This window comes from Enterobacter sp. Cy-643 (assembly GCF_011752815.1).
GTDB lineage: Bacteria > Pseudomonadota > Gammaproteobacteria > Enterobacterales > Enterobacteriaceae > Cedecea.
Window position 1 is genome coordinate 120,708 of the sequence record NZ_VWWV01000005.1, and the last position, 21,572, is coordinate 142,279.

Genomic DNA, 21,572 nt, shown 5'->3' on the forward strand with positions numbered 1-21,572 from the left:
TTGGACTCCATTAACCAAAGCGTAATTGGATCCCGCAGCCTGCGGGCGGGTAGCGCCAGCGGCTGAGGGTTTGTTCGTCGCACAGCAGGCGGCAGGTGCCGCACTCCAGGCAACCGGTTGTATCAATGTGCAGGCTGCCGTCTTCTTTCTGTCGGTATAGCCCGGCGGGGCAGGCGCGTACCAGCAGGGTAAGTTGCTCAATATCGGGATTGTCTGCGGGGACAATGTGCGGTTTTTCCGCCGGCTGCCAGGCATTCCTGGCCAGTTTCTCATGCAGGTTCACAGGTTGCGTCCTCCGCGAAAAATGTCTTTAACCAGTCTGGAAATACCCGTTTTGCGCGCATGTTTCCACAGCAGGCTGCTGAGTCGTGGCGGCGGTGAATACTGGGGATCAAAGATATCACGCTGCAGCTCAGCCAGCAGGTGCGGATAGTCCTGAAACAGCCCCGGCGTTTGTAAAAAATCAGGCATCTTGCGATAGCGTTCCAGCACCGCCCACAGCGAAGTGCGCTCCAGCTGCTGACGGTACGCCTGATGAAGATCGTCTCTGGTATTCTCCAGTAACGTTTGAATCAGGGTCTGCGCCGCCGCTTTTGCCGAAAGCGCAGCCAAATCCATGCCGCGTACGGTGAAACCGGTATTAATACAAAAACGGGCGCTGTCGCCCACCAGCAGATAGCCGGGGCCGGCCAGGTGCTCGGGAAGCCCGTTCAGGCCACATTCAGGAATCAGATGCGCGCCGTATTCCACCAGCTCGGCACGGCGCAGAAGTGGGCGCAGCGTCGGGTGCTGCTTGAAGTTTCCCAGCAGATCGGGAAGTGAAGCAGAGGCAGCCCGAATTGAAGAGAGCGGGCAGACAATGCCGACAGACAGCGAATCGAGATTGGTATAGAGGAACCCGCCCGCAGGCTGTTCGCCGCAGATGCCGCCGGTGAACAGCCAGGCAGCACCTTCGCTACCTTCAAGCGCGAAGCGATTCTCGAGATCTTCTTTCGGCAGCGCCAGCACTTCTTTCACGCCCACGGCAACGCTGTGCTCGGGTAACTTGTGCAACAGCTTGTGCTGTTCCGCCAGCAGGGTATTGGCCCCTTCGGCGATAACCACGGCTTTGGCGCTCAGCACTTCGCCTTCGATCACCACGCCGCTCACCGCGCCGCTTTCAACATGCAGGCTATCGACCTGAGTCGCCGTCAGGCACTGCGCGCCCGCTTGTTCAGCCTGCTGGAACAGCCACGGATCCAGCCGGGCACGCAGCACGCTGTATGAAGCCGCCGAAGGATGTTGAAAACTGAGCGTGGTTGAAGTCTCTGCCGTCAGCGCGGAGAGTTTTTCATGGGTGATACAGCGTTCGAGTGGGGCGGAGCGGGAAAAATCAGGAAAGAGAGCCTCAAATGCGGCAGTATAGAGCCTGCCGCCCGACAGGTTTTTGCTGCCAGGCTGACTGGCTCTCTCAACAAGCAGGACGTTCAGCCCGGCGCGCGCGCACTCTACGGCGCAGCAGGAGCCTGCGATCCCTGCGCCAACGACGATAATATCGAAATCTGTAGTGGCCATCCCGTGCACCTTTTAGTTGCGACGGGCCAGCTTACCAAAGCGGGATGAAAATTAGCTTGATGGGGGGCGCAGAGAGGAAAAGTCCGGGGTGATTTCCGGACTTTTTTTAGCTTATTCGCCGCGGTAGACGCAGCCTGCGGTGCAGGTTTCTTTGATCATCACCGCGCTCAGCAGCGGCACAACAGGTTTCATCTGATCCCAAATCCATTTCGCCAGCACTTCGCTGGTGGGGTTTTCCAGCCCTGGGATATCGTTCAGATAATAGTGATCGAGGCGATCGTAGGTTGGCTTAAACGCGGCTTTCAGCTCGGAGAAGTCCATGATCCAGCCGGTATAAGGATCTACCTCGCCGGTGATTTCCAGGCGCACCATAAAGGAGTGGCCATGCAGGCGACCGCATTTGTGACCTTCCGGGACGTGCGGCAGGCGGTGGGCGGCTTCAAAGGTAAAATCTTTAAACAGGGTGGTGGACATCATTCGACTCTCTGGAATTCAAAAAACCGCCGCATGATAGCGGAATGGACTATTTTTCGCATTAACTAAACGGCGCATTGCCCTGCAGTATGGTGTAAACAGCGGTGAATGCGCTGAAATCTTATATTCTTCATATAGTTAGGTAATCACTTTTAACACTATGATTTACCTGAAAAAACGATTAGTCGTTTTAGTTATTTATTATTTCCATCCCTTCTTTAATTGTTGATAACCTGCTGGTTAACCTTGACTCATTACAGTCTGTAAGCCCTTTTTTTGCCCTTTGCTACTGGAAGCTAAATACGTATGACTTCTCAGGTTCCACCGAGCGCTTTGCTGCCGCTAACGCCGGACCAGCTGGCACGCCTTCAGGCGGCGACCACTGATTTTTCAACCACTCAGCTGGCCTGGTTATCCGGCTATTTCTGGGGAATGATTAACCAGCAGCCAGGTGCGGGCGCGGTGGCTCCTGCGGCCGAAGCGTCGACGATCACGCTAATCTCCGCTTCACAAACCGGCAACGCGCGCCGCGTGAGCGAGCAGCTGCGGGACGACCTGCTAGCGGCGAAGCTGAACGTCAACCTGGTGAACGCGGGCGACTATAAATTCAAGCAAATAGCCCAGGAAAAACTGCTGATTGTTGTCAGTTCCACGCAAGGGGAAGGGGAGCCGCCTGAAGAGGCCGTGGCTCTGCATAAATTCCTGTTCTCGAAAAAAGCACCGAAGTTGGACGGTACCGCGTTTGCCGTCTTTGGTCTCGGCGACAGCTCGTATGAATTCTTCTGCCAGTCCGGCAAAGACTTTGACAGCAAACTGGCTGAATTAGGCGGCGAGCGGCTGTTGGATCGCGTAGATACCGACGTGGAGTACCAGGCTGCGGCCCAGGCATGGCGCAGCAAAATCGTTGAACTGCTGAAATCCCGTGTACCGGCTGAAACCCCGGCTCAGGCTGCTGCGACGGCCACGGGCGTGAGCAACGAAATCTTCACCAGCCCTTACAGCAAAGAGTCACCGTTAACCGCCACGCTTGCGGTGAACCAGAAAATTACCGGCCGCGACTCCGATAAAGACGTGCGCCACATCGAAATCGATCTTGGTGACTCCGGCCTGCGCTACCAGCCGGGCGATGCGCTTGGCGTCTGGTACCAGAACGATCCGGCGCTGGTGAAAGAGCTGACGGATCTGCTATGGCTGAAAGGCGATGAAAGCGTCACCGTCGATGGCAAAACGCTGCCGTTAAGCGAAGCGCTACAGTGGCACTTCGAGCTGACGGTCAACACCGGCAATATCGTTGAAAACTACGCCCAGCTGACCCGCAACACGGCGCTGCTGGAGCTGGTGGGCGATAAAGCAAAATTACAGCACTACGCGCAAACCACGCCGATTGTGGACATGGCGCGCTACGCCCCGGCAGAGCTGACGGCTGAACAGCTGACGGGGCTGCTGCGCCCGCTCACGCCGCGCCTTTACTCCATTGCTTCTTCACAGGCAGAAGCTGAAACCGAAGTCCACATAACCGTGGGTGCGGTGCGCTATGACATCGAAGGCCGTGCCCGTTCGGGCGGGGCGTCTGGCTTCCTGGCCGACCGCCTTGAGGAAGATGGCGAGGTGCGCGTGTTCATTGAACATAACGATAACTTCCGCCTACCGACAAACCCGGAAACCCCGGTCATTATGATTGGCCCTGGCACCGGTATTGCCCCGTTCCGCGCCTTTATTCAGCAGCGCGACAACGACGGTGCGAGCGGTAAAAACTGGCTGTTCTTCGGCAACCCGCACTTTACCGAAGATTTTCTATATCAGGTTGAATGGCAGCGCTACGTCAAAGACGGCCTGCTGACCAACATCGATTTAGCCTGGTCCCGCGACCAGCAGCATAAAATATACGTACAAGACAAACTGCGCGAGAAAGGCGCGGAACTGTGGCGCTGGATTCAGGCAGGTGCCCACATTTACGTCTGCGGCGACGCCAACCGTATGGCGAAGGACGTTGAGCAGGCGTTACTGGAAGTGGTTGCCGTCCACGGTGGCATGGACACCGAAGCGGCAGATGAATTTTTAAGTGAGCTGCGCGTTGAGCGCCGTTATCAGCGAGATGTCTACTAATGAGCGAAAAACACCCTGGCCCTCTGGTGGTCGAAGGCAAACTGGTCGACGCCGAACGACTGAAGCGCGACAGCGATTTTCTGCGCGGCACCATTAAAGAAGATCTGCAGGATGGCCTGACCGGCGGTTTCAACGGCGACAACTTCCTGCTGATCCGCTTCCACGGCATGTATCAGCAGGATGACCGCGATATTCGCGCCGAACGCGCTGAGCAAAAGCTGGAGCCGCGTCACGCGATGATGCTCCGCTGCCGTCTGCCGGGGGGAATTATCACCACCCAGCAGTGGCAGGCTATTGATAAGTTTGCCGAAGATAAGACTATTTACGGCAGTATTCGCCTGACCAACCGCCAGACGTTCCAGTTCCACGGCATTCTGAAGAAGAACGTCAAGCCTGCGCATGAAATGCTGCACGAAGTTGGCCTGGACGCGCTGGCGACCGCCAACGACGTAAACCGCAACGTGCTGTGTACCTCTAACCCGGTGGAGTCTGAGCTGCATCAGGAAGCCTATGAATGGGCAAAAAAGCTTTCCGAGCACCTGCTGCCGCGCACCCGCGCCTACGCCGAGATTTGGTGGGACAAAGAAAAAGTCGCCACCACTGACGAAGAGCCGATTCTGGGGCCGACTTATCTGCCGCGTAAGTTTAAAACCACGGTGGTGATCCCGCCGCAGAACGACGTGGATCTGCATGCCAATGACATGAACTTTATTGCGATAGCGGAAAACGGCAAACTGGTTGGCTTCAACCTGCTGGTTGGCGGTGGTCTGTCCATCGAGCACGGGAATAAAAATACCTATGCCCGCACGGCAAGTGAATTCGGCTACATTCCGCTGGAGCATACTCTGGCGGTAGCGGAAGCGGTGGTGACGACCCAGCGCGACTGGGGTAACCGTACCGACCGTAAAAATGCCAAAACCAAATATACCCTTGAGCGCGTCGGCGTAGACGTATTCAAGGCGGAAGTTGAGCGCCGCGCTGGCATCAAGTTTGCGCCCACTCGCGCCTACGAATTTACCGGCCGCGGCGACCGTATTGGCTGGGTAAAGGGTATCGACGACAAATGGCACCTGACGCTGTTTATCGAGAACGGTCGTATTCTGGATTATCCTGAGCGTCCGCTGAAAACCGGTCTGTTGGAGATAGCCAGGATCCACAAAGGTGATTTCCGCCTGACGGCAAACCAGAACCTGATCGTCGCCGGCGTGCCGGAAAGTGAAAAGGCTAAAATTGAGAAGCTGGCGACCGATCACGGCTTAATGAAGGCGGTCACACCGCAGCGTGAGAACTCAATGGCCTGCGTGGCGTTCCCGACCTGCCCGCTGGCAATGGCGGAAGCGGAGCGTTTCTTGCCGGAGTTTGTCACCAAAGTTGAGCAGGTAATGGATAAGCACAAGGTGCCGGATGAGCACATTGTGATGCGCGTGACCGGCTGCCCGAACGGCTGTGGCCGCGCGATGTTGGCCGAAATTGGCCTCGTGGGGAAAGCGCCCGGGCGCTATAACCTGCACATCGGTGGGAACCGTATCGGGACGCGTATTCCGCGCATGTATCGCGAAAATATCACCGAGCCGGAGATCCTCAGCTCGATTGATGAGCTGGTGGGCCGCTGGGCGAAAGAGCGTGAGGCCGACGAAGGCTTTGGTGATTTCACCGTGCGCGCAGGCATTATTCGCCCGGTGCTCGATCCGGCCAGGGATTTGTGGGACTAGTTTTTTCCCCTCACCCTAACCCTCTCCCCAAAGGGGAGAGGGGATTAAGATACCAGGAATACCGAATCTGACTTTCCCTTCTCCCTGCCAGAAGAAGGTTGGGATGAAAGAATAATTCGGTTTCCCCTCTGCCTTCCAGGGAGAAGGCAGAGATAAGGGAATAATTCGATTTCCTCCTCTCCCTTTCAGGGAGAGGGCCGGGGTGAGGGTCATTGATTACTAAGTGAGGCACGTATGTCCGTACTTGATTTAAACGAACTGAACGCCCTTCCTAAAGTCGAACGCATCATGGCGCTCGCCGAAGTTAACGCTCAGCTGGAAAAACTTAGCGCGCAGCAGCGCGTGACCTGGGCGCTGGAAAATCTGCCAGGCGAATTTGTGCTCTCGTCCAGCTTCGGCATTCAGGCCGCCGTGTGTCTGCATCTGGTCACGCAGCAGCAACCCGATATCCCGGTGATCCTGACCGATACCGGCTATCTGTTCCCGGAAACCTACCAGTTTATCGACGAGCTCACCGACAAGCTGAAGCTGAACCTGCAGGTGTTCCGCGCGACCGAAAGCCCGGCCTGGCAGGAAGCGCGTTACGGTAAACTGTGGGAGCAGGGCGTCGAGGGGATTGAGCGCTACAACGACATCAACAAAGTTGAGCCGATGAACCGCGCCCTGAAAACGCTGCAGGCGCAAACCTGGTTTGCCGGTCTGCGTCGTGAACAATCCGGTAGCCGCGCCAATTTGCCGGTGCTGGCGGTACAGCGTGAAGTTTTTAAAATTCTGCCGATCATCGACTGGGATAACCGCACGGTTTACCAGTACCTGACCGAGCACGGGCTGAAATACCATCCTCTTTGGGATCAGGGCTATTTATCCGTCGGCGATACCCACACCACTCGTAAGTGGGAGCCGGGAATGGCAGAAGAAGAGACGCGCTTCTTTGGCCTGAAACGCGAGTGCGGTTTGCACGAATAAATTTCTTTTATCACCTCTTTCAAAATGCGGGACAAGTGCCCGCATTTTCTTTTCTGCAGCCCTGTTTCTATAAAGCCTGTTATCACGTTTACTTCCGAAAATGGGCTATTCATCACAAAGAAATAGGCGATCGGATATTGACCATTTTTTCTTTAAGGGGATAATTTCATAAAACCTGAAAACGTTTTCAGGTTTTATTGCTCAACAAAAAATAATAATTGATCGAGTAGGTGAAAAAAGACCGCAGGACGTGCGGTTTTATTTTCAGGGAAGGGTTTAGCTAAAGGGAATGAATAATGTCCGTTTTACCTCTTCGTATAAAAAAGAATGGCATAAAAGGCATCCTGCTTCTGTCAGGTCTGATTTCAGTGATGCCGGTGCCCTCTGCGATAGCGGCTGGATTTGTTGATGACAGCCTGGTCACCGGAGCGCTTTATTACTGGCAGCGCCACCGTGAACGCAAAGATATGAACCCCGGCAGCCCGCATTATGGGCAATACCAGACCAACCTGCATCACGGTACTGCCACGGCCCGCCTGGACTACAGCTCTGGTTTTTATGACGATACTGTCGGAATTGATTTAGGCGCATTTGCCACCGTTGATTTATTCGAGGGCGGCACTGCACATCCCAACGAAATAAGCTTTAGCGGCGGGAAGTCTATGTGGCGAGACCGGGGAACCGGAGAGGCAAACGCAGCGGATCTTTATCTGGCCGCGCTCAAGTTCCAAAAGGAAAATTACTGGCTCAGGGCCGGTTATATTCAACCCGTTGGGCAGGGTTTATTAGGCACTCAATGGGGATTTTTACCCGGAACTTACCAGGGGGCTGAAATTGGTGCAGCTTACGATTTAGGGGAGTACGGCACGTTTTCACTTTCTTATTTCTGGGCCAATAAATATAAAGCGCCGTGGTATCGGGAAATGTATGACTTTAAGGAAATAGACAAGAAAACGAAAATTCCTTATTTGCACTCGCTGGGTGGGAAGTTTGATTTTAAAAATGGTGTGATTTGGGAGCTTGCCTTTGGACAATCCCAGGGCTACCTGGATAAGTATTTTACCAAACTAGGCTGGCGGTTCGGTGAGGCGGACAACGAGCTAAGAACCAGCTGGCAGTTCTACGGTTCGCATGATGCGACGGGGCGCCATGACGTCTACGACGAGTTTGCCTGGCAGCAGGGCCTGACTGCTGAATACCAGCGCGGACGGTGGCAGTTCCGGTTAGAGGGGAGCCTGGTTCATGCTCCGGGCAAGCAGGGATATTACACCGTCAGCGCAACGCCCATTTACCCTAACTCGGCGGGGCGCATCGATATGTGGTGGGATGCCCGCTCTGACTACAACGCCGATGGCGAAAAAGCCGTGTTTTTCGGCACGATGGTCGATTTAGGCGACGTCATTTATCCGGGCATCAGCGCCGGAGCATCTCTGGCCTGGGGCTGGGATGGCAAGCCGGCCCGGGGAGGAGACTGGTCGGCCAGGCAGCGTCTGACGGAAAGCGCCTGGAACCTGGATCTCGTCTGGCAAGTCCAGCAGGGCTGGGCCAAAGATGTGATGTTTAAGCTGCATTACACCCGCTACAACAACCATTCCGACAATCCTGACTGGGGCGGCGGCTATGCCAACGTTTTCCAGGATGAAAAGGATATCAAATTCATGATGATTGCTCCTTTCTCAATTCTCTAATGCGACCCACGCTAAGGAAAAATAATGTTGATTCGACAGGCAGGCCTCGGGCTGGCGCTTTCGTGCTGCGCGCTTTTCGTCCATGCACAAACGCATGTTTTAATTAACCAGGTTGGCTACGACCTCAATGGACCAAAATCCGCCGTTATTCAATTGAGCGATGGCGCGAAAGTTAATGCCGGGGACAAGTTTGAGCTGCTGGACAGCGAAAGTAACAAGGTGGTGTACAGCGGTGAACTCGTCGGGCAGGGAAGCGTTCCGAGCTGGGAGAATCGTACTTTTTATCAGGCGGATTTTAGCGGCTGGCATAAAGCCGGGCGTTATGTGGTTAAGGTGGTCAGCAGCGATGGCGATGTGCGTTCGGGGCCGTTTATCATCAATAAAGATTTACTTGAACGCTATACGCTCTCTGATGTGATTGCCTATTTCAAAAGCCAGCGCGTAACGGGGCTTTTTGACAAAGCGGACCGCAAGCTGCCGAAACCGTGGGGCGAGAAAGGTTCGGTGGATGTCCACGGCGGCTGGTATGATGCAACCGGTGACTATGGCGTTCATCTTTCCCATCAGAACTTAACCTCCTGGTTTAATCCTCAACAAGCGCCTTTAGTGGCATGGAGCCTGCTGCAAAGCTACCAGCGTCTCGGGGCGCGTAATGACGTTAATTTCTCCGAGTATCGCCGCCGCATGCTCGATGAAGGTCTTTATGGCGCCGATTTTCTGGTGCGCATGAAGCAGCCGGGAGAATCTTTCCTGCAGGCAATATCATCGCCGGGTAAAGACAAACTGGCGCAGGATCGCGTGGTAGCGAACCCTAACTGGCGCACGCAAATCAAAGAAAAAGAGTCTGATTCGACCATTGTCGAAGAGTCGGCGGTTGGGCGCCTGGCTTATCAGGCGAGCTTCCGTTCAGGCGCCGGGATGTCGATTGCTGCGCTGGCGCTCGCCAGCACTCAGGATGAGGACGGCCAGTATACGCGCGCCCGGTATCTTCAGACTGCGGAAGAGGCTTTTGCCTTCCTGGAAAAAAATAACCTGAAGATGGTGAACGACGGTAAAGAAAACATCGTCGATGACTATAACGTCCTGCTGGCCGCGACTGAGCTGTATAAAGCGACCGAGAACTCGCATTACCTTGAGGTGGCTTCCCTGCGGGCAAAAAGCCTGATGAATCGTCAAATTTCAGAAGGCCAATGGAAGCATTACTGGCGCGCAGATGATGCCAGCCGGCCTTATTTCCATCCTTCAGATGCAGGTTTACCGGTTATCGCTTTGCTGGAGTTTCACGCCGTTGCCCCTGAGAATCAGCGGGCGGCAATCCTCTCCACGGTAAAACAGGCGCTCGACTTTGAACTGACAACCACCGCCGATGTGAATAACCCGTTTGGCTATGCTCGCCAGCTGATTCAGCTGAAAGATGGGAGCAGGCGCACCAGCTTCTTCTTCCCGCATGATACGGAAGCCGCACCGTGGTGGCAGGGGGAGAACGCCCGTATAGCCTCGCTTGCGGCGGCGGCTCGCCAGGCAATGCCGCTGTTTGCAGACGATGCCAATTTTACCCAACGCCTCAACGCCTATGCCTGGAACCAGCTGGACTGGATCCTCGGCAGAAACCCATTTGATGTCAGCATGTTGACCGGCAGCGGTTACCGTCACATTAGCTATATGTTCTTTAATTCCTGGCGCTATACGACCTTGCCTGGCGGGATTGTGAACGGCATTACCGCCGATCCGCAGCAGAACGTGGATGGCATCGCCTTCGACCAGGGCTATGCCGTCACCGGGAAAGATGATGACTGGCGCTGGGCTGAGGGCTGGCTGCCTCATTCTGCATGGTATCTGTATGCGGTGAGCCTGCCGGTACAACAGTAATAAACGGGATGGAGCGGCGCTTTAGCCGCTCCTGCCCGATCACTTTCCGGCCTTCGCCAACTCTTTCACCAGCGGCAGCAGAATGCGCACCGTATCATGGCTGCGACGCTTAATTCTGCCCGGCAGCGCTTTATCCAGATGTTCAAGGTTGTCGAGCGTGGCGTTATGCCAGCTGATGCCGTCTGGAAATGCCTTATTTTTACCGCGCTGCTGATAGCCGTCTTTCGCCCCCAGCGCCCAGTTGGTTGCTTCGACATAAAGCACTGGGATCCCGGCTTTATCGAACGGTTCGCCATCGCTGCAGCAGCCGGTGCCTTTCGGGTATTTCGCATTGAGTCCCGGGTTGCTGGTGGCTTGAATCCCTGCTTGATGAGCAAGGGTGAGCGCCCGGTCGCGGGTTAGCTTGCGTACGGCCGCAGGCGTTGATGTTCCGCTATTGAAATAGAGCTTATCGCCAACGATCAGGCTGTCCAGATTGATCACCAGCAGCGTGTTGGCCTGCTCCTCTTTGCTCATGCGTGCCAGAACGTTTTTCGCGCCCAGGGAACCAATTTCTTCTCCGCTGGTGGCAATAAAGCGGATGCCGTAGCGGGTAGGAATATCTTTCAGGCGCTCGGCCAGCTCCAGCATCACCCCAAGGCCGGAAGCATTATCGTCCACGCCCTGAAGCGTGAGGCCGCCGAGATTATTATCCACGTCTTTATCATTAAGCGGCGTATAGGTGTCCAGATGCGCCATGATAATAATTTGCTGTGGCTGTTTACCTTCCCGGGCGGCAATCACGCTGCTGGTGGTGACGTTATGCCAGGTCTGATGTCCCGCTTTCGTGGTGTAGATATAGCGAGTATTAAACTGGCGAATATCGCTCTGATATCCCCAGCTTTTAAACTGCTGCTGAATATAGTCTGCGGCCAGCATTTCGGCAGGACTGCCGGTCATTCGACCCGGAAAATAGGTTGCGATATGGCGGATTTGCTGGTCGGCAAGGTCACCTTGCTGCGTGACCTTTGCCACTGCGGGAAAGCTAAAGCACGCGCCCAGCGCCAGGCAAATCACCGAGCGGCGCAATGCGGAAAACATAGTACGTCCTTATTCATCTTTATTAGTCGGAAATTTTAAGCGTCGTTAGTATGAAACTGTGAGCCAGGTTAAACAATTTCATTTGCTCTTAAATCCGCGAAAAAACGGCTGGTTAAGCACATTTTGTCGTTAGCTTTGCCGCGGCGTTATTCTTTTCGGGAACTAGTCATTCCAATTCGTAATTTCATAACAAATAAGCCCAAGACTTATAGTCCCCTTAGATTAAATCTCAAGCGGCTGCGATGAACGGCCGCGGCGCATCTGCTTAAAGGGAAGGTTATGGACCAAAAACGACTCACTCACTTACGGCAACTGGAGGCTGAAAGCATCCATATTATCCGTGAGGTCGCTGCCGAATTTTCTAATCCGGTGATGATGTATTCCATTGGGAAAGATTCTTCGGTCATGCTGCATTTGGCCCGTAAAGCTTTCTACCCAGGTACGCTGCCGTTCCCGCTGCTGCACGTTGATACCGGCTGGAAATTCCGCGAAATGTACGAGTTCCGTGACCGCACCGCGAAAACCTACGGCTGCGATCTTATTGTGCACCGCAATCCTGAAGGCGTGGCGATGGGCATTAACCCGTTCGTGCACGGCAGCGCAAAACATACCGACATCATGAAAACCGAAGGGCTGAAGCAGGCGCTGAATAAATACGGTTTTGATGCAGCCTTTGGCGGCGCGCGCCGCGACGAAGAGAAATCCCGTGCCAAAGAGCGTATTTACTCTTTCCGCGATCGCTTCCACCGCTGGGACCCCAAAAACCAGCGGCCTGAGCTGTGGCATAACTACAACGGCCAGATTAACAAAGGCGAAAGCATTCGCGTGTTCCCGCTGTCTAACTGGACAGAACTGGATATCTGGCAGTACATCTACCTGGAAAATATTGATATCGTTCCACTGTATCTGGCGGCACCGCGTCCCGTGCTGGAACGCGACGGTATGCTGATGATGATTGACGACGATCGTATCGATCTGCAGCCAGGAGAAGTGATTGAACAACGTATGGTGCGCTTCCGTACCCTGGGCTGCTGGCCGCTGACCGGCGCGGTGGAGTCAACCGCGCAGACGCTGCCGGAGATCATCGAAGAGATGCTGGTTTCCACTACCAGTGAACGCCAGGGACGCATGATTGACCGCGACCAGGCCGGCTCGATGGAGCTGAAAAAACGCCAGGGTTATTTCTAAGGAGCCGCCAGATGAACACCACTATTGCACAACAAATCGCTGATGAAGGCGGCGTCGAAGCCTACCTGCACGCCCAGCAGCACAAAAGCCTGCTGCGCTTTTTGACCTGCGGCAGCGTCGATGACGGCAAAAGCACCCTGATTGGCCGCCTGCTGCACGACACGCGCCAGATTTATGAAGATCAGCTTTCGTCGCTGCATACCGACAGCAAACGTCACGGCACGCAGGGCGAGAAGCTCGACTTAGCGTTGCTGGTGGATGGCCTGCAGGCCGAGCGCGAGCAGGGCATTACCATTGACGTGGCCTACCGCTATTTCTCCACCGAGAAGCGCAAATTTATTATTGCCGACACGCCGGGGCACGAACAGTACACCCGCAATATGGCGACAGGAGCATCGACCTGCGACCTGGCGATCTTACTGATCGACGCCCGCAAAGGTGTGTTGGATCAAACCCGTCGCCACAGCTTTATCTCCACGCTGCTGGGGATCAAACACCTGGTCGTGGCGATCAACAAAATGGATCTGGTGGCGTTCAGCGAGCAGACCTTCGAGCAGATCAAACAGGATTACCTGACCTTCGCTCAGCAGTTGCCGGCGGATTTGGATATTCGCTTTGTGCCGCTCTCCGCGCTGGAAGGGGACAACGTCGCCAGCGCCAGCGCCCAAATGCCGTGGTACAGCGGCCCGACGCTGCTCGAAGTACTGGAAACGGTAGAAATTATTCGCGGCGTGGAGCAGCAGCCAATGCGCTTCCCGGTGCAGTACGTGAACCGCCCTAATCTTGATTTCCGCGGCTATGCGGGGACGCTCGCTTCCGGCACCGTGAAAGTAGGCCAGCGCGTCAAAGTGCTGCCGTCTGGTGTGGAATCCAGCATCGCCCGAATCGTGACTTTTGATGGAGATTTGCAACAAGCCGGCGCGGGGGAAGCGATCACTCTGGTACTGAAAGACGAAATCGACATCAGTCGAGGCGACCTGCTGGTGGAGGCAACCGAATCGCTGGCTGCGGTACAGAGCGCGAAAGTCGATGTGGTGTGGATGGCGGAGCAACCGCTGGTGCCGGGCCAGAGCTTTGATATCAAAATTGCCGGGAAGAAAACCCGCGCGCGCGTCGATAACATTCAGTATCAGGTCGAGATTAACTCGCTGACTCAGCGCGTGGTGGAAAGCCTGCCGTTGAACGGCATTGGGCTGGTGGATCTCACCTTCGACGAGCCGCTGGTGCTCGACAAATACCAGAGCAACCCGGTGACCGGCGGGCTGATTTTCATCGACCGTCTGAGTAACGTGACCGTCGGTGCAGGCATGGTGCGTGAGCCGCAGGCCGAGGTTTATCAGGAACCTTCGGCGTACAGCGCGTTTGAGCTTGAGCTTAACGCCCTGGTGCGTCGCCACTTCCCACATTGGGGCGCGCGTGACCTGGTGGGAGGCAAATAATGGCCGACCATGATGAAAACGTGGTCTGGCATGCTCATCCGGTGACGCGCGAGCAGCGTGAAGCCTTGCACAAGCATCGCGGCGCGGTGCTGTGGTTTACCGGCTTGTCCGGCTCCGGGAAATCAACCGTAGCCGGTGCCCTCGAGCAAGAGCTGCACAAACTTGGCGTAAGCACGTATTTGCTTGATGGTGATAACGTGCGCCACGGCTTGTGCAGCGACCTGGGCTTCAGCGATGCTGACCGTAAAGAGAACATTCGGCGGGTTGGCGAAGTGGCAGGCCTTATGGTGGATGCGGGCCTGGTCGTGCTCAGCGCTTTTATCTCGCCGCACCGAGCCGAAAGGCAAATGGTACGTGAACGAGCCGGAGAAGGGCGCTTCTACGAAGTGTTTGTGGACACGCCGTTAGCCATTTGCGAAACGCGCGATCCAAAAGGGCTTTACAAGAAAGCCAGGGCCGGAGAATTGAAGAATTTTACCGGGATTGATTCGGCGTATGAGCCGCCATTACGGGCTGAAATTCACTTAGACGGCGAACAATTAGTAACAAATTTAGTGGCCCAAATATTAGACCTGCTGCGTCGCGACGATATCATCAATTGCTGAAGACGCCCGGAAGCACAACGCTTCCGGCCATCAGGGTTATGAAATCAGTTATGCGCAACAGCACGAATATCGTTATATCTCAGGCTGAATCCAGCCCGACGGTCGAGGAAACAACCTGGTCACTGCCCGGGGCGTTTATCGGCTTTTTGTCGTGGCTGCTGGCGCTAGGTATTCCCTTTTTGGTCTATGGCCCCAACACGCTCTTTTTCTTCCTCTACACCTGGCCATTCTTTCTGGCGCTGATGCCGGTTGCGGTGGTGGTGGGTATTGCTTTGCACTCCATTTTGCGTGGCAAGCTGTTGTTCAGCTGCGTGGCTACGCTGCTCTCCGTGGCGCTGATGTTCGGCGTGCTTTTTATGTGGCTAATGGGCTAGCCGTGCCGAACTGCGTCAAACCGTAACAGACTATTTATGAGCAACGTTAAGCTAAACTTGCTGCAATCGCGCATGAATGCGCGTTATGTGGTAAATTCTGGCGCGATTTGGCGGTCAGGCGTGCTTGCCGCAGTGGAGTCGATGAAAAAGTTGTGGGATGATTGTGCCGTTTTTCAGGGGGCAGGATGGGTAAACTAACGCTGCTGTTGCTGGCCTTGCTGGTCTGGCTTCAGTATTCGCTGTGGTTCGGAAAAAACGGCGTACACGATTACACGCGTGTCAGCGAAGATGTCGCTGCGCAGCAGGCAACCAATGCCAAACTAAAATCTCGCAACGATCAGCTTTTTGCCGAAATTGACGACCTCAACGGCGGCCAGGAAGCGATTGAAGAGCGCGCTCGTAACGAACTCAGCATGACCAAGCCAGGGGAGACTTTCTACCGCCTGGTGCCGGATGCCTCCAAACGCGCAGCCAACGGTAATACCTCCAACGCCGGGCAAAATAATCGATAACTCAGCATAAGTGAAAGGCATGGCAGACTCCTTCCCGGACGTAATTGCCGTGGTACCGGCCGCCGGTATCGGCAGCCGTATGCAAACGGAATGTCCTAAGCAGTACCTACACATCGGCGACAAAACGATTCTCGAACACGCGGTGGCCAGCCTGATGGCGCATCCGCGTGTGGGCCAGACGATCGTAGCTCTCAGCCCCGACGACACCTATTTTTCCTCTTTGCCGCTGGCAACCCATCCTCGCGTCACCGCGGTAACTGGCGGCAAGCAGCGTGCAGATTCCGTGCTGGCTGGTCTGCAGGCCGCGGGCAATGCGGAATGGGTGCTGGTGCATGATGCCGCGCGTCCATGCCTGCATCGGGACGATCTGGATAAGCTGCTGGCAATAACCGCCACCAGTAAAATCGGCGGCATTCTGGCGGCTCCGGTTCGCGATACGATGAAGCGGGGCGAGCCGGGCAAAGGGCTGATTGCCCATACGGTTGATCGGGAAGATCTTTGGCATGCCCTGACGCCGCAGCTTTTCCCTCTCGAACTTTTGCGCAGCTGCCTGCTGCGCGCGCTGGATGAAGGTGCCACCATTACCGATGAAGCCTCAGCCCTTGAATATTGTGGCTTCCATCCAGAACTGATTAGCGCCCGCGCTGATAATATCAAAGTGACTCGCCCTGAAGATCTGGCGCTGGCGGCTTTCTATCTTACGCGGTTAACCCAAACGGAGAATTTATAATGCGTATCGGACATGGTTTTGATGTTCATGCTTTTGGCGGCGAAGGCCCGATTATTATTGGCGGCGTTCGTGTTCCGTTCGAAAAAGGGCTGCTGGCTCATTCCGACGGTGACGTTGCTCTGCATGCCCTGACCGATGCTCTGCTGGGTGCCGCCGCGCTGGGGGATATTGGCAAACTGTTCCCGGACACCGATCCCGCCTTCAAAGGTGCGGACAGCCGTGAACTGCTGCGTGAAGCCTGGCGCCGTATTCAGGCCAAAGGTTTTACCCTCGGGAACGTGGATGTGACGATTATCGCCCAGGCACCGAAAATGGCGCCGCACATCCCGCAGATGCGGGTGTTCATTGCCGAAGATCTCGGCTGCCATATGGATGACGTCAACGTCAAAGCAACCACCACCGAGAAACTTGGCTTTACCGGCCGCGGCGAAGGCATTGCCTGTGAAGCCGTCGCGCTGCTGCATAAGGTCAGCAAGTAATGGACATGCAAAACCTGACCTGGCTGCACGGCAAGCCTCAGGGCAGCGGCGTCATCAAGGCCAGCCCGGAAGATTTCGTGGTCATTGAGGATCTGGGTTTTGGCCCGGACGGTGACGGCGAGCATCTACTACTGCGAATTTTGAAAAGCGGCTGCAATACGCGTTTCGTGGCCGATGCGCTGGCAAAATTTCTCAAGGTTCATGCCCGCGAAGTGAGCTTTGCCGGGCAAAAAGATAAACATGCGGTGACCGAACAATGGTTCTGCGTTCGCCTGCCGGGCAAAGAGATGCCGGACATGAGCGCCTTTACCCTTGAGGGATGCCAGGTGCTGGAATTTGCTCGCCACCGCCGTAAGCTTCGCTTAGGGGCGCTGAAAGGAAACCGTTTTACCCTCGTGCTACGTGAAGTTAGCGATCGTAACGAAATGGAACAGCGCCTGCAGGCCGTTGCTGATTTGGGCGTGCCTAACTACTTCGGCAGCCAGCGTTTTGGCATCGGCGGGAACAACCTGCATCAGGCGAAGCGCTGGGCAGAAAGCAATGCGCCGCTGCGCGACAGAAATAAACGAAGTTTTTGGTTGTCGGCGGCACGCAGCGCGTTGTTTAATCAGATTGTTAGCCAGCGCCTGAAAAAAACAGACTTTAATCAAGTTGTTGATGGCGATGCGCTACAATTGGCAGGCCGCGGCAGCTGGTTTGTCGCCACCCCGGAAGAACTTCCAGGCCTGCAACAGCGAGTGAATGACAGCGAATTGCTGATCACCGCTTCGTTGCCGGGCGACGGCGAGTGGGGAACGCAAAACGCAGCGCTGGCTTTTGAGCAGCAATCCGTGGCGGAAGAAGAGATTCTGCTGGGGTTGTTGAAGCGTGAGCGGGTGGAGGCGGCGCGCCGTGCGATGCTGGTTCAGCCGAAAGGGCTGAGCTGGGACTGGTGGGATGATGTCACCGTCGAGCTGAACTTCTGGTTACCGGCGGGAAGTTTTGCCACCAGCGTTGTCAGGGAACTCATGAACACAGCGGGTGATTATGCGAATATTGCTGAGTAACGATGACGGAGTCCACGCGCCTGGTATTCAGGTGCTGGCGAAGGCGTTGCGTGAATTTGCCGAGGTGCAGGTAGTGGCGCCGGACAGAAACCGCAGCGGCGCATCAAACTCGCTGACGCTGGAGTCATCGCTAAGAACCTTTACCCTCGCCAACGGGGATATCTCCGTTCAAATGGGAACGCCGACGGACTGTGTCTATCTGGGCGTAAATGCTCTGATGCATCCGCGCCCGGACATTGTGGTGTCGGGCATCAACGCCGGGCCAAACCTCGGCGACGACGTGATTTATTCAGGCACCGTCGCGGCGGCGACGGAAGGGCGGCATTTGGGGCTTCCGGCCCTGGCCGTCTCGCTGGATGGCCATCAGCATTATGAGACCGCTGCGGCGGTCACCTGCTCTATTCTCCGGGCGCTGGCTCGGGAGCCACTGCGCACCGGGCGCATTCTGAATATCAACGTTCCAGATTTACCGCTGGACCAAATCAAAGGCATTCGCGTCACGCGCTGCGGCAGCCGTCATCCGGCAGACCAGGTGATTCGGCAGGAAGATCCGCGTGGCAACACGGTGTACTGGATTGGCCCACCGGGGGAAAAGCTGGATGTTGCACCGGACACCGACTTTGCCGCCGTCGACGAAGGCTATGTGTCGGTGACGCCGCTGCATGTCGATTTAACCGCACATAGCGCCCATGAAGTCGTTGGCCACTGGCTTGAAAAAGCCGGAGTTGAGGCGCAATGGTAAGCAAACGCGTACAGGCTCTTCTCGATCAATTACGTGCCCAGGGCATCAAGAATGAACAGGTTCTTGAGGCTATCGCGCAGGTGCCGCGTGAGAAGTTTGTCGACGAAGCGTTTGAACACAAAGCCTGGGAAAACACCGCGTTACCTATTGGGTCTGGCCAGACTATCTCTCAGCCGTATATGGTAGCGAGGATGACGGAGCTGCTGGAGCTGACGCCGCAGTCAAAAGTGCTGGAAATTGGTACCGGGTCTGGCTACCAGACCGCGATTCTGGCGCATCTGGTAGGGCATGTTTGCTCCGTGGAGCGTATCAAAGGGCTGCAATGGCACGCCAGGCGTCGCCTGAAGCAGCTGGATTTACACAATATTTCGACCCGTCACGGCGATGGCTGGCAGGGCTGGCAGGCTAAAGCGCCGTTCGACGCTATTATTGTGACAGCGGCACCGCCGGAAATTCCCACTGCGCTGCTGTCGCAGCTGGATGAAGGTGGCATTCTTGTTTTACCCGTGGGTGACGACCGGCAGTTTTTGAAGCGCGTGCGGCGCCACGGAGATGAATTTTTAATCGACACGGTAGAAGCTGTTCGCTTTGTGCCCTTAGTGCGTGGCGAATTAGCATAACCCGGAAATATCCGGTTTTCTTGCTGCCGATTCGGCGTAACGTAGCCGAATTCAGCAAAAGCTGGCGTGGTTTACGCCGCTTTTCTACAGTGTTTTATGCATATCTGGTTGTTATCATTTTGGGGGATAAATGAGCGCGGGAAGCCCAACTTTCACTTTACGCCGGGCGGCGATGTTGACGCTAACCAGCCTCTGGCTGGCAGGCTGTACAAGCAACAATAATACCCAGGCGCCGATCAGTTCCGTTGGCGGCAATGGCAATCCTTCAGGCTCTTCAACCGGCAGCCTGCTGGTGACGAAGCCACCGACAATGTCCGCGCCGATTCAGCAACCTCAGATCCAACCCGTGCAGCGCGTTCAGCAGCCGCAAATTCAGCCGGTTCGTCAGCCTCAGGCCCAGCCCGTAGCGTCAGAGCCTGTGCAGACTGAAAATGGCCGTATCGTTTACAACCGTCAGTACGGCAACATCCCTAAAGGAAGCTACGCCGGCGGCAGCACCTACACCGTTAAACGCGGCGACACCCTGTTCTACATTGCGTGGATTACCGGGAACGACTTCCGTGACCTGGCGCAGCGCAACAACGTACCGGCGCCGTACGGCCTGGAAGTTGGGCAAACGCTTCAGGTCGGCAACGCCTCCGGCACGCCAATCACCGGTGGGAACGCGGTAACCGCCGCAGATGCCCGCGCGCAGGGCATCGCGACGCCGGTTGAACAAAACTCAACCAGGGTAGTTGCTTCTAAACCGACAATTACGTATTCTGAGGATTCAGGTGAACAGAGTGCTACTAAAATGTTACCAGGCAATAAGCCAGCTGCGACTGTCGTCACAGCACCGGTAACGGCACCTGTGGTTAGCTCTACCGAACCGACCGTCAGCAGTACGTCTAACAGCTCGCCAATTTCAACCTGGCGCTGGCCGACCGACGGTAAGATTATCGAAAACTTTGCGGCAACCGAAGGGGGCAACAAAGGCATCGATATCGCTGGCAGTAAAGGACAGGCCATTATCGCGACCGCCGCAGGGCGCGTGGTATATGCCGGTAACGCGCTGCGCGGTTACGGTAATCTAATCATCATCAAACACAACGATGATTATCTGAGTGCCTACGCCCATAACGATACAATGCTGGTCCGGGAACAAGAAGAAGTTAAGGCGGGGCAAAAAATCGCTACCATGGGTAGCACCGGAACCAGTTCTACACGATTGCATTTTGAAATTCGTTACAAGGGGAAATCCGTAAACCCGCTGCGTTATTTACCGCAGCGATAAACCGGCAAAACATTCATTGAGTGTATTGCCCAGGGATCACGGGTAGGAGCCACCTTATGAGTCAGAATACGCTGAAAGTTAACGAGTTAAACGAAGACGCGGAATATGATGAGAACGGAGTTGAGGCTTTTGACGAAAAAGCGCTTGTAGAAGAGGAACCCAGTGATAACGACCTTGCAGAAGAAGAGCTGCTGTCACAGGGTGCAACACAGCGTGTACTGGATGCGACTCAGCTTTATCTTGGAGAGATCGGTTACTCTCCATTATTAACAGCCGAAGAAGAAGTTTACTTTGCTCGCCGCGCGCTGCGCGGGGATGTAGCCTCCCGCCGACGCATGATCGAAAGTAACCTGCGTCTGGTGGTGAAAATTGCCCGTCGCTACAGCAATCGTGGTCTGGCGCTGCTGGATCTGATTGAAGAGGGCAATTTGGGGCTGATTCGTGCGGTTGAGAAGTTCGATCCGGAACGTGGGTTCCGTTTCTCAACGTACGCTACATGGTGGATTCGTCAGACCATCGAACGGGCAATCATGAACCAAACCCGTACGATTCGCCTGCCGATTCATATCGTGAAAGAGCTGAACGTTTACCTGCGTACCGCTCGCGAACTCTCCCACAAGCTCGACCATGAGCCAAGTGCCGAAGAGATTGCCGAGCAGCTGGATAAACCGGTTGATGACGTTAGCCGTATGCTGCGTCTCAACGAGCGCATTACCTCGGTAGACACGCCGTTGGGCGGTGACTCTGAGAAAGCGCTGCTGGATATCCTTGCGGACGAGAAAGACAACGGCCCGGAAGACACCACGCAAGACGATGACATGAAGCAAAGCATCGTGAAGTGGCTGTTCGAACTGAACGCTAAGCAGCGTGAAGTGCTGGCCCGTCGTTTTGGTCTGCTGGGTTATGAAGCTGCGACGCTGGAAGATGTGGGTCGTGAAATCGGCCTGACTCGTGAACGCGTTCGTCAGATTCAGGTTGAAGGCCTGCGTCGTCTGCGTGAAATCCTGCAGGCACAGGGGCTGAACCTCGAAGCGCTGTTCCGCGAATAATCGACTCTTCAAATAAAAAGCGGTGATGCAAATCACCGCTTTTTTTATGCCTGTTGTTCGGTAACT

The 21,572-nt window shown here is 55.4% G+C and carries 21 protein-coding genes; 17 read left to right on the forward strand and 4 right to left on the reverse strand.

Annotated features, from left to right (window positions below; all coding sequences use genetic code 11):
- Positions 1–10: 10 nt before the first annotated feature.
- The 3 genes from F3J29_RS18465 to queD form a co-directional block, all read right to left on the reverse strand.
- On the reverse strand, positions 11–283 hold the full coding sequence (locus tag F3J29_RS18465) for a ferredoxin family protein (RefSeq protein ID WP_166868277.1): 273 nt from the start codon (positions 281–283) through the stop codon (positions 11–13).
- Positions 280–1,554 carry an FAD-dependent oxidoreductase gene (locus tag F3J29_RS18470; RefSeq protein ID WP_166868279.1) on the reverse strand — a complete coding sequence of 425 codons (1,275 nt, stop codon included), beginning with the start codon at positions 1,552–1,554 and terminating at the stop codon, positions 280–282. The genes F3J29_RS18465 and F3J29_RS18470 overlap by 4 nt, the downstream gene beginning before the upstream one ends.
- A gap of 111 nt (positions 1,555–1,665) precedes the next feature.
- On the reverse strand, positions 1,666–2,031 hold the full coding sequence (gene queD, locus F3J29_RS18475; RefSeq protein WP_162473299.1) for a 6-carboxytetrahydropterin synthase QueD: 366 nt from the start codon (positions 2,029–2,031) through the stop codon (positions 1,666–1,668).
- A gap of 303 nt (positions 2,032–2,334) precedes the next feature.
- Here queD and cysJ point away from each other — a divergent pair, with 303 nt between their 5' ends.
- The 5 genes from cysJ to F3J29_RS18500 all read left to right on the forward strand — a co-directional run bounded on the left by cysJ (position 2,335) and on the right by F3J29_RS18500 (position 10,369).
- On the forward strand, positions 2,335–4,134 hold the full coding sequence (gene cysJ / locus F3J29_RS18480) for an NADPH-dependent assimilatory sulfite reductase flavoprotein subunit (protein WP_166868281.1): 1,800 nt from the start codon (positions 2,335–2,337) through the stop codon (positions 4,132–4,134).
- Complete coding sequence (cysI, locus tag F3J29_RS18485; RefSeq protein ID WP_166868283.1) at positions 4,134–5,846, forward strand: assimilatory sulfite reductase (NADPH) hemoprotein subunit; 1,713 nt, start codon at positions 4,134–4,136, stop codon at positions 5,844–5,846. Before cysJ ends, cysI begins: the two co-directional genes overlap by 1 nt.
- A gap of 234 nt (positions 5,847–6,080) precedes the next feature.
- The gene (gene cysH, locus F3J29_RS18490) at positions 6,081–6,812 is read left to right on the forward strand and encodes a phosphoadenosine phosphosulfate reductase (protein WP_166868285.1); all 732 of its coding nucleotides are present in this window, start codon (positions 6,081–6,083) and stop codon (positions 6,810–6,812) included.
- A gap of 296 nt (positions 6,813–7,108) precedes the next feature.
- The gene (locus F3J29_RS18495; protein WP_166868287.1) at positions 7,109–8,500 is read left to right on the forward strand and encodes an OprD family porin; all 1,392 of its coding nucleotides are present in this window, start codon (positions 7,109–7,111) and stop codon (positions 8,498–8,500) included.
- Positions 8,501–8,524: 24 nt separating this feature from the next.
- Positions 8,525–10,369 carry a glycoside hydrolase family 9 protein gene (locus tag F3J29_RS18500; protein WP_166868288.1) on the forward strand — a complete coding sequence of 615 codons (1,845 nt, stop codon included), beginning with the start codon at positions 8,525–8,527 and terminating at the stop codon, positions 10,367–10,369.
- 39 nt (positions 10,370–10,408) lie between these two features.
- Here the strand turns inward: F3J29_RS18500 and F3J29_RS18505 are convergent, their stop codons facing one another.
- The gene (locus tag F3J29_RS18505; RefSeq protein ID WP_166868290.1) at positions 10,409–11,449 is read right to left on the reverse strand and encodes an aminopeptidase; all 1,041 of its coding nucleotides are present in this window, start codon (positions 11,447–11,449) and stop codon (positions 10,409–10,411) included.
- A 279-nt stretch (positions 11,450–11,728) separates the two neighbouring features.
- Here F3J29_RS18505 and cysD point away from each other — a divergent pair, with 279 nt between their 5' ends.
- The 12 genes from cysD to rpoS all read left to right on the forward strand — a co-directional run bounded on the left by cysD (position 11,729) and on the right by rpoS (position 21,506).
- Positions 11,729–12,637: a sulfate adenylyltransferase subunit CysD gene (gene cysD, locus F3J29_RS18510; RefSeq protein WP_166868292.1), complete on the forward strand. Its 909-nt coding sequence runs from the start codon at positions 11,729–11,731 to the stop codon at positions 12,635–12,637.
- An 11-nt stretch (positions 12,638–12,648) separates the two neighbouring features.
- A complete protein-coding gene (gene cysN / locus F3J29_RS18515; RefSeq protein ID WP_166868294.1) occupies positions 12,649–14,076 on the forward strand; it encodes a sulfate adenylyltransferase subunit CysN in 1,428 nt (475 codons plus the stop codon).
- Entirely contained in the window at positions 14,076–14,681 is a 606-nt protein-coding gene (gene cysC, locus F3J29_RS18520; RefSeq protein WP_166868296.1) for an adenylyl-sulfate kinase, read from the forward strand. The genes cysN and cysC overlap by 1 nt, the downstream gene beginning before the upstream one ends.
- A gap of 50 nt (positions 14,682–14,731) precedes the next feature.
- Positions 14,732–15,055, forward strand: coding sequence for a DUF3561 family protein (locus F3J29_RS18525; RefSeq protein ID WP_166868298.1), 324 nt, complete (start codon positions 14,732–14,734; stop codon positions 15,053–15,055).
- Between the two features lie 185 nt (positions 15,056–15,240).
- A complete protein-coding gene (gene ftsB / locus F3J29_RS18530; protein WP_008458337.1) occupies positions 15,241–15,567 on the forward strand; it encodes a cell division protein FtsB in 327 nt (108 codons plus the stop codon).
- A 19-nt stretch (positions 15,568–15,586) separates the two neighbouring features.
- Complete coding sequence (ispD, locus tag F3J29_RS18535; RefSeq protein WP_166868300.1) at positions 15,587–16,297, forward strand: 2-C-methyl-D-erythritol 4-phosphate cytidylyltransferase; 711 nt, start codon at positions 15,587–15,589, stop codon at positions 16,295–16,297.
- On the forward strand, positions 16,297–16,776 hold the full coding sequence (gene ispF / locus F3J29_RS18540) for a 2-C-methyl-D-erythritol 2,4-cyclodiphosphate synthase (protein ID WP_166868302.1): 480 nt from the start codon (positions 16,297–16,299) through the stop codon (positions 16,774–16,776). Before ispD ends, ispF begins: the two co-directional genes overlap by 1 nt.
- Complete coding sequence (gene truD, locus F3J29_RS18545; RefSeq protein ID WP_166868304.1) at positions 16,776–17,822, forward strand: tRNA pseudouridine(13) synthase TruD; 1,047 nt, start codon at positions 16,776–16,778, stop codon at positions 17,820–17,822. The genes ispF and truD overlap by 1 nt, the downstream gene beginning before the upstream one ends.
- Positions 17,803–18,564, forward strand: a complete 762-nt coding sequence (gene surE / locus F3J29_RS18550; protein ID WP_039287134.1) for a 5'/3'-nucleotidase SurE — start codon at positions 17,803–17,805, stop codon at positions 18,562–18,564. The genes truD and surE overlap by 20 nt, the downstream gene beginning before the upstream one ends.
- Positions 18,558–19,184: a protein-L-isoaspartate(D-aspartate) O-methyltransferase gene (locus F3J29_RS18555; RefSeq protein WP_166868305.1), complete on the forward strand. Its 627-nt coding sequence runs from the start codon at positions 18,558–18,560 to the stop codon at positions 19,182–19,184. Before surE ends, F3J29_RS18555 begins: the two co-directional genes overlap by 7 nt.
- 130 nt (positions 19,185–19,314) lie before the next feature.
- Positions 19,315–20,457, forward strand: coding sequence for a murein hydrolase activator NlpD (nlpD, locus tag F3J29_RS18560; RefSeq protein WP_166868307.1), 1,143 nt, complete (start codon positions 19,315–19,317; stop codon positions 20,455–20,457).
- Between the two features lie 56 nt (positions 20,458–20,513).
- Positions 20,514–21,506: an RNA polymerase sigma factor RpoS gene (rpoS, locus tag F3J29_RS18565; protein ID WP_008458325.1), complete on the forward strand. Its 993-nt coding sequence runs from the start codon at positions 20,514–20,516 to the stop codon at positions 21,504–21,506.
- Positions 21,507–21,572 lie beyond the last annotated feature (66 nt).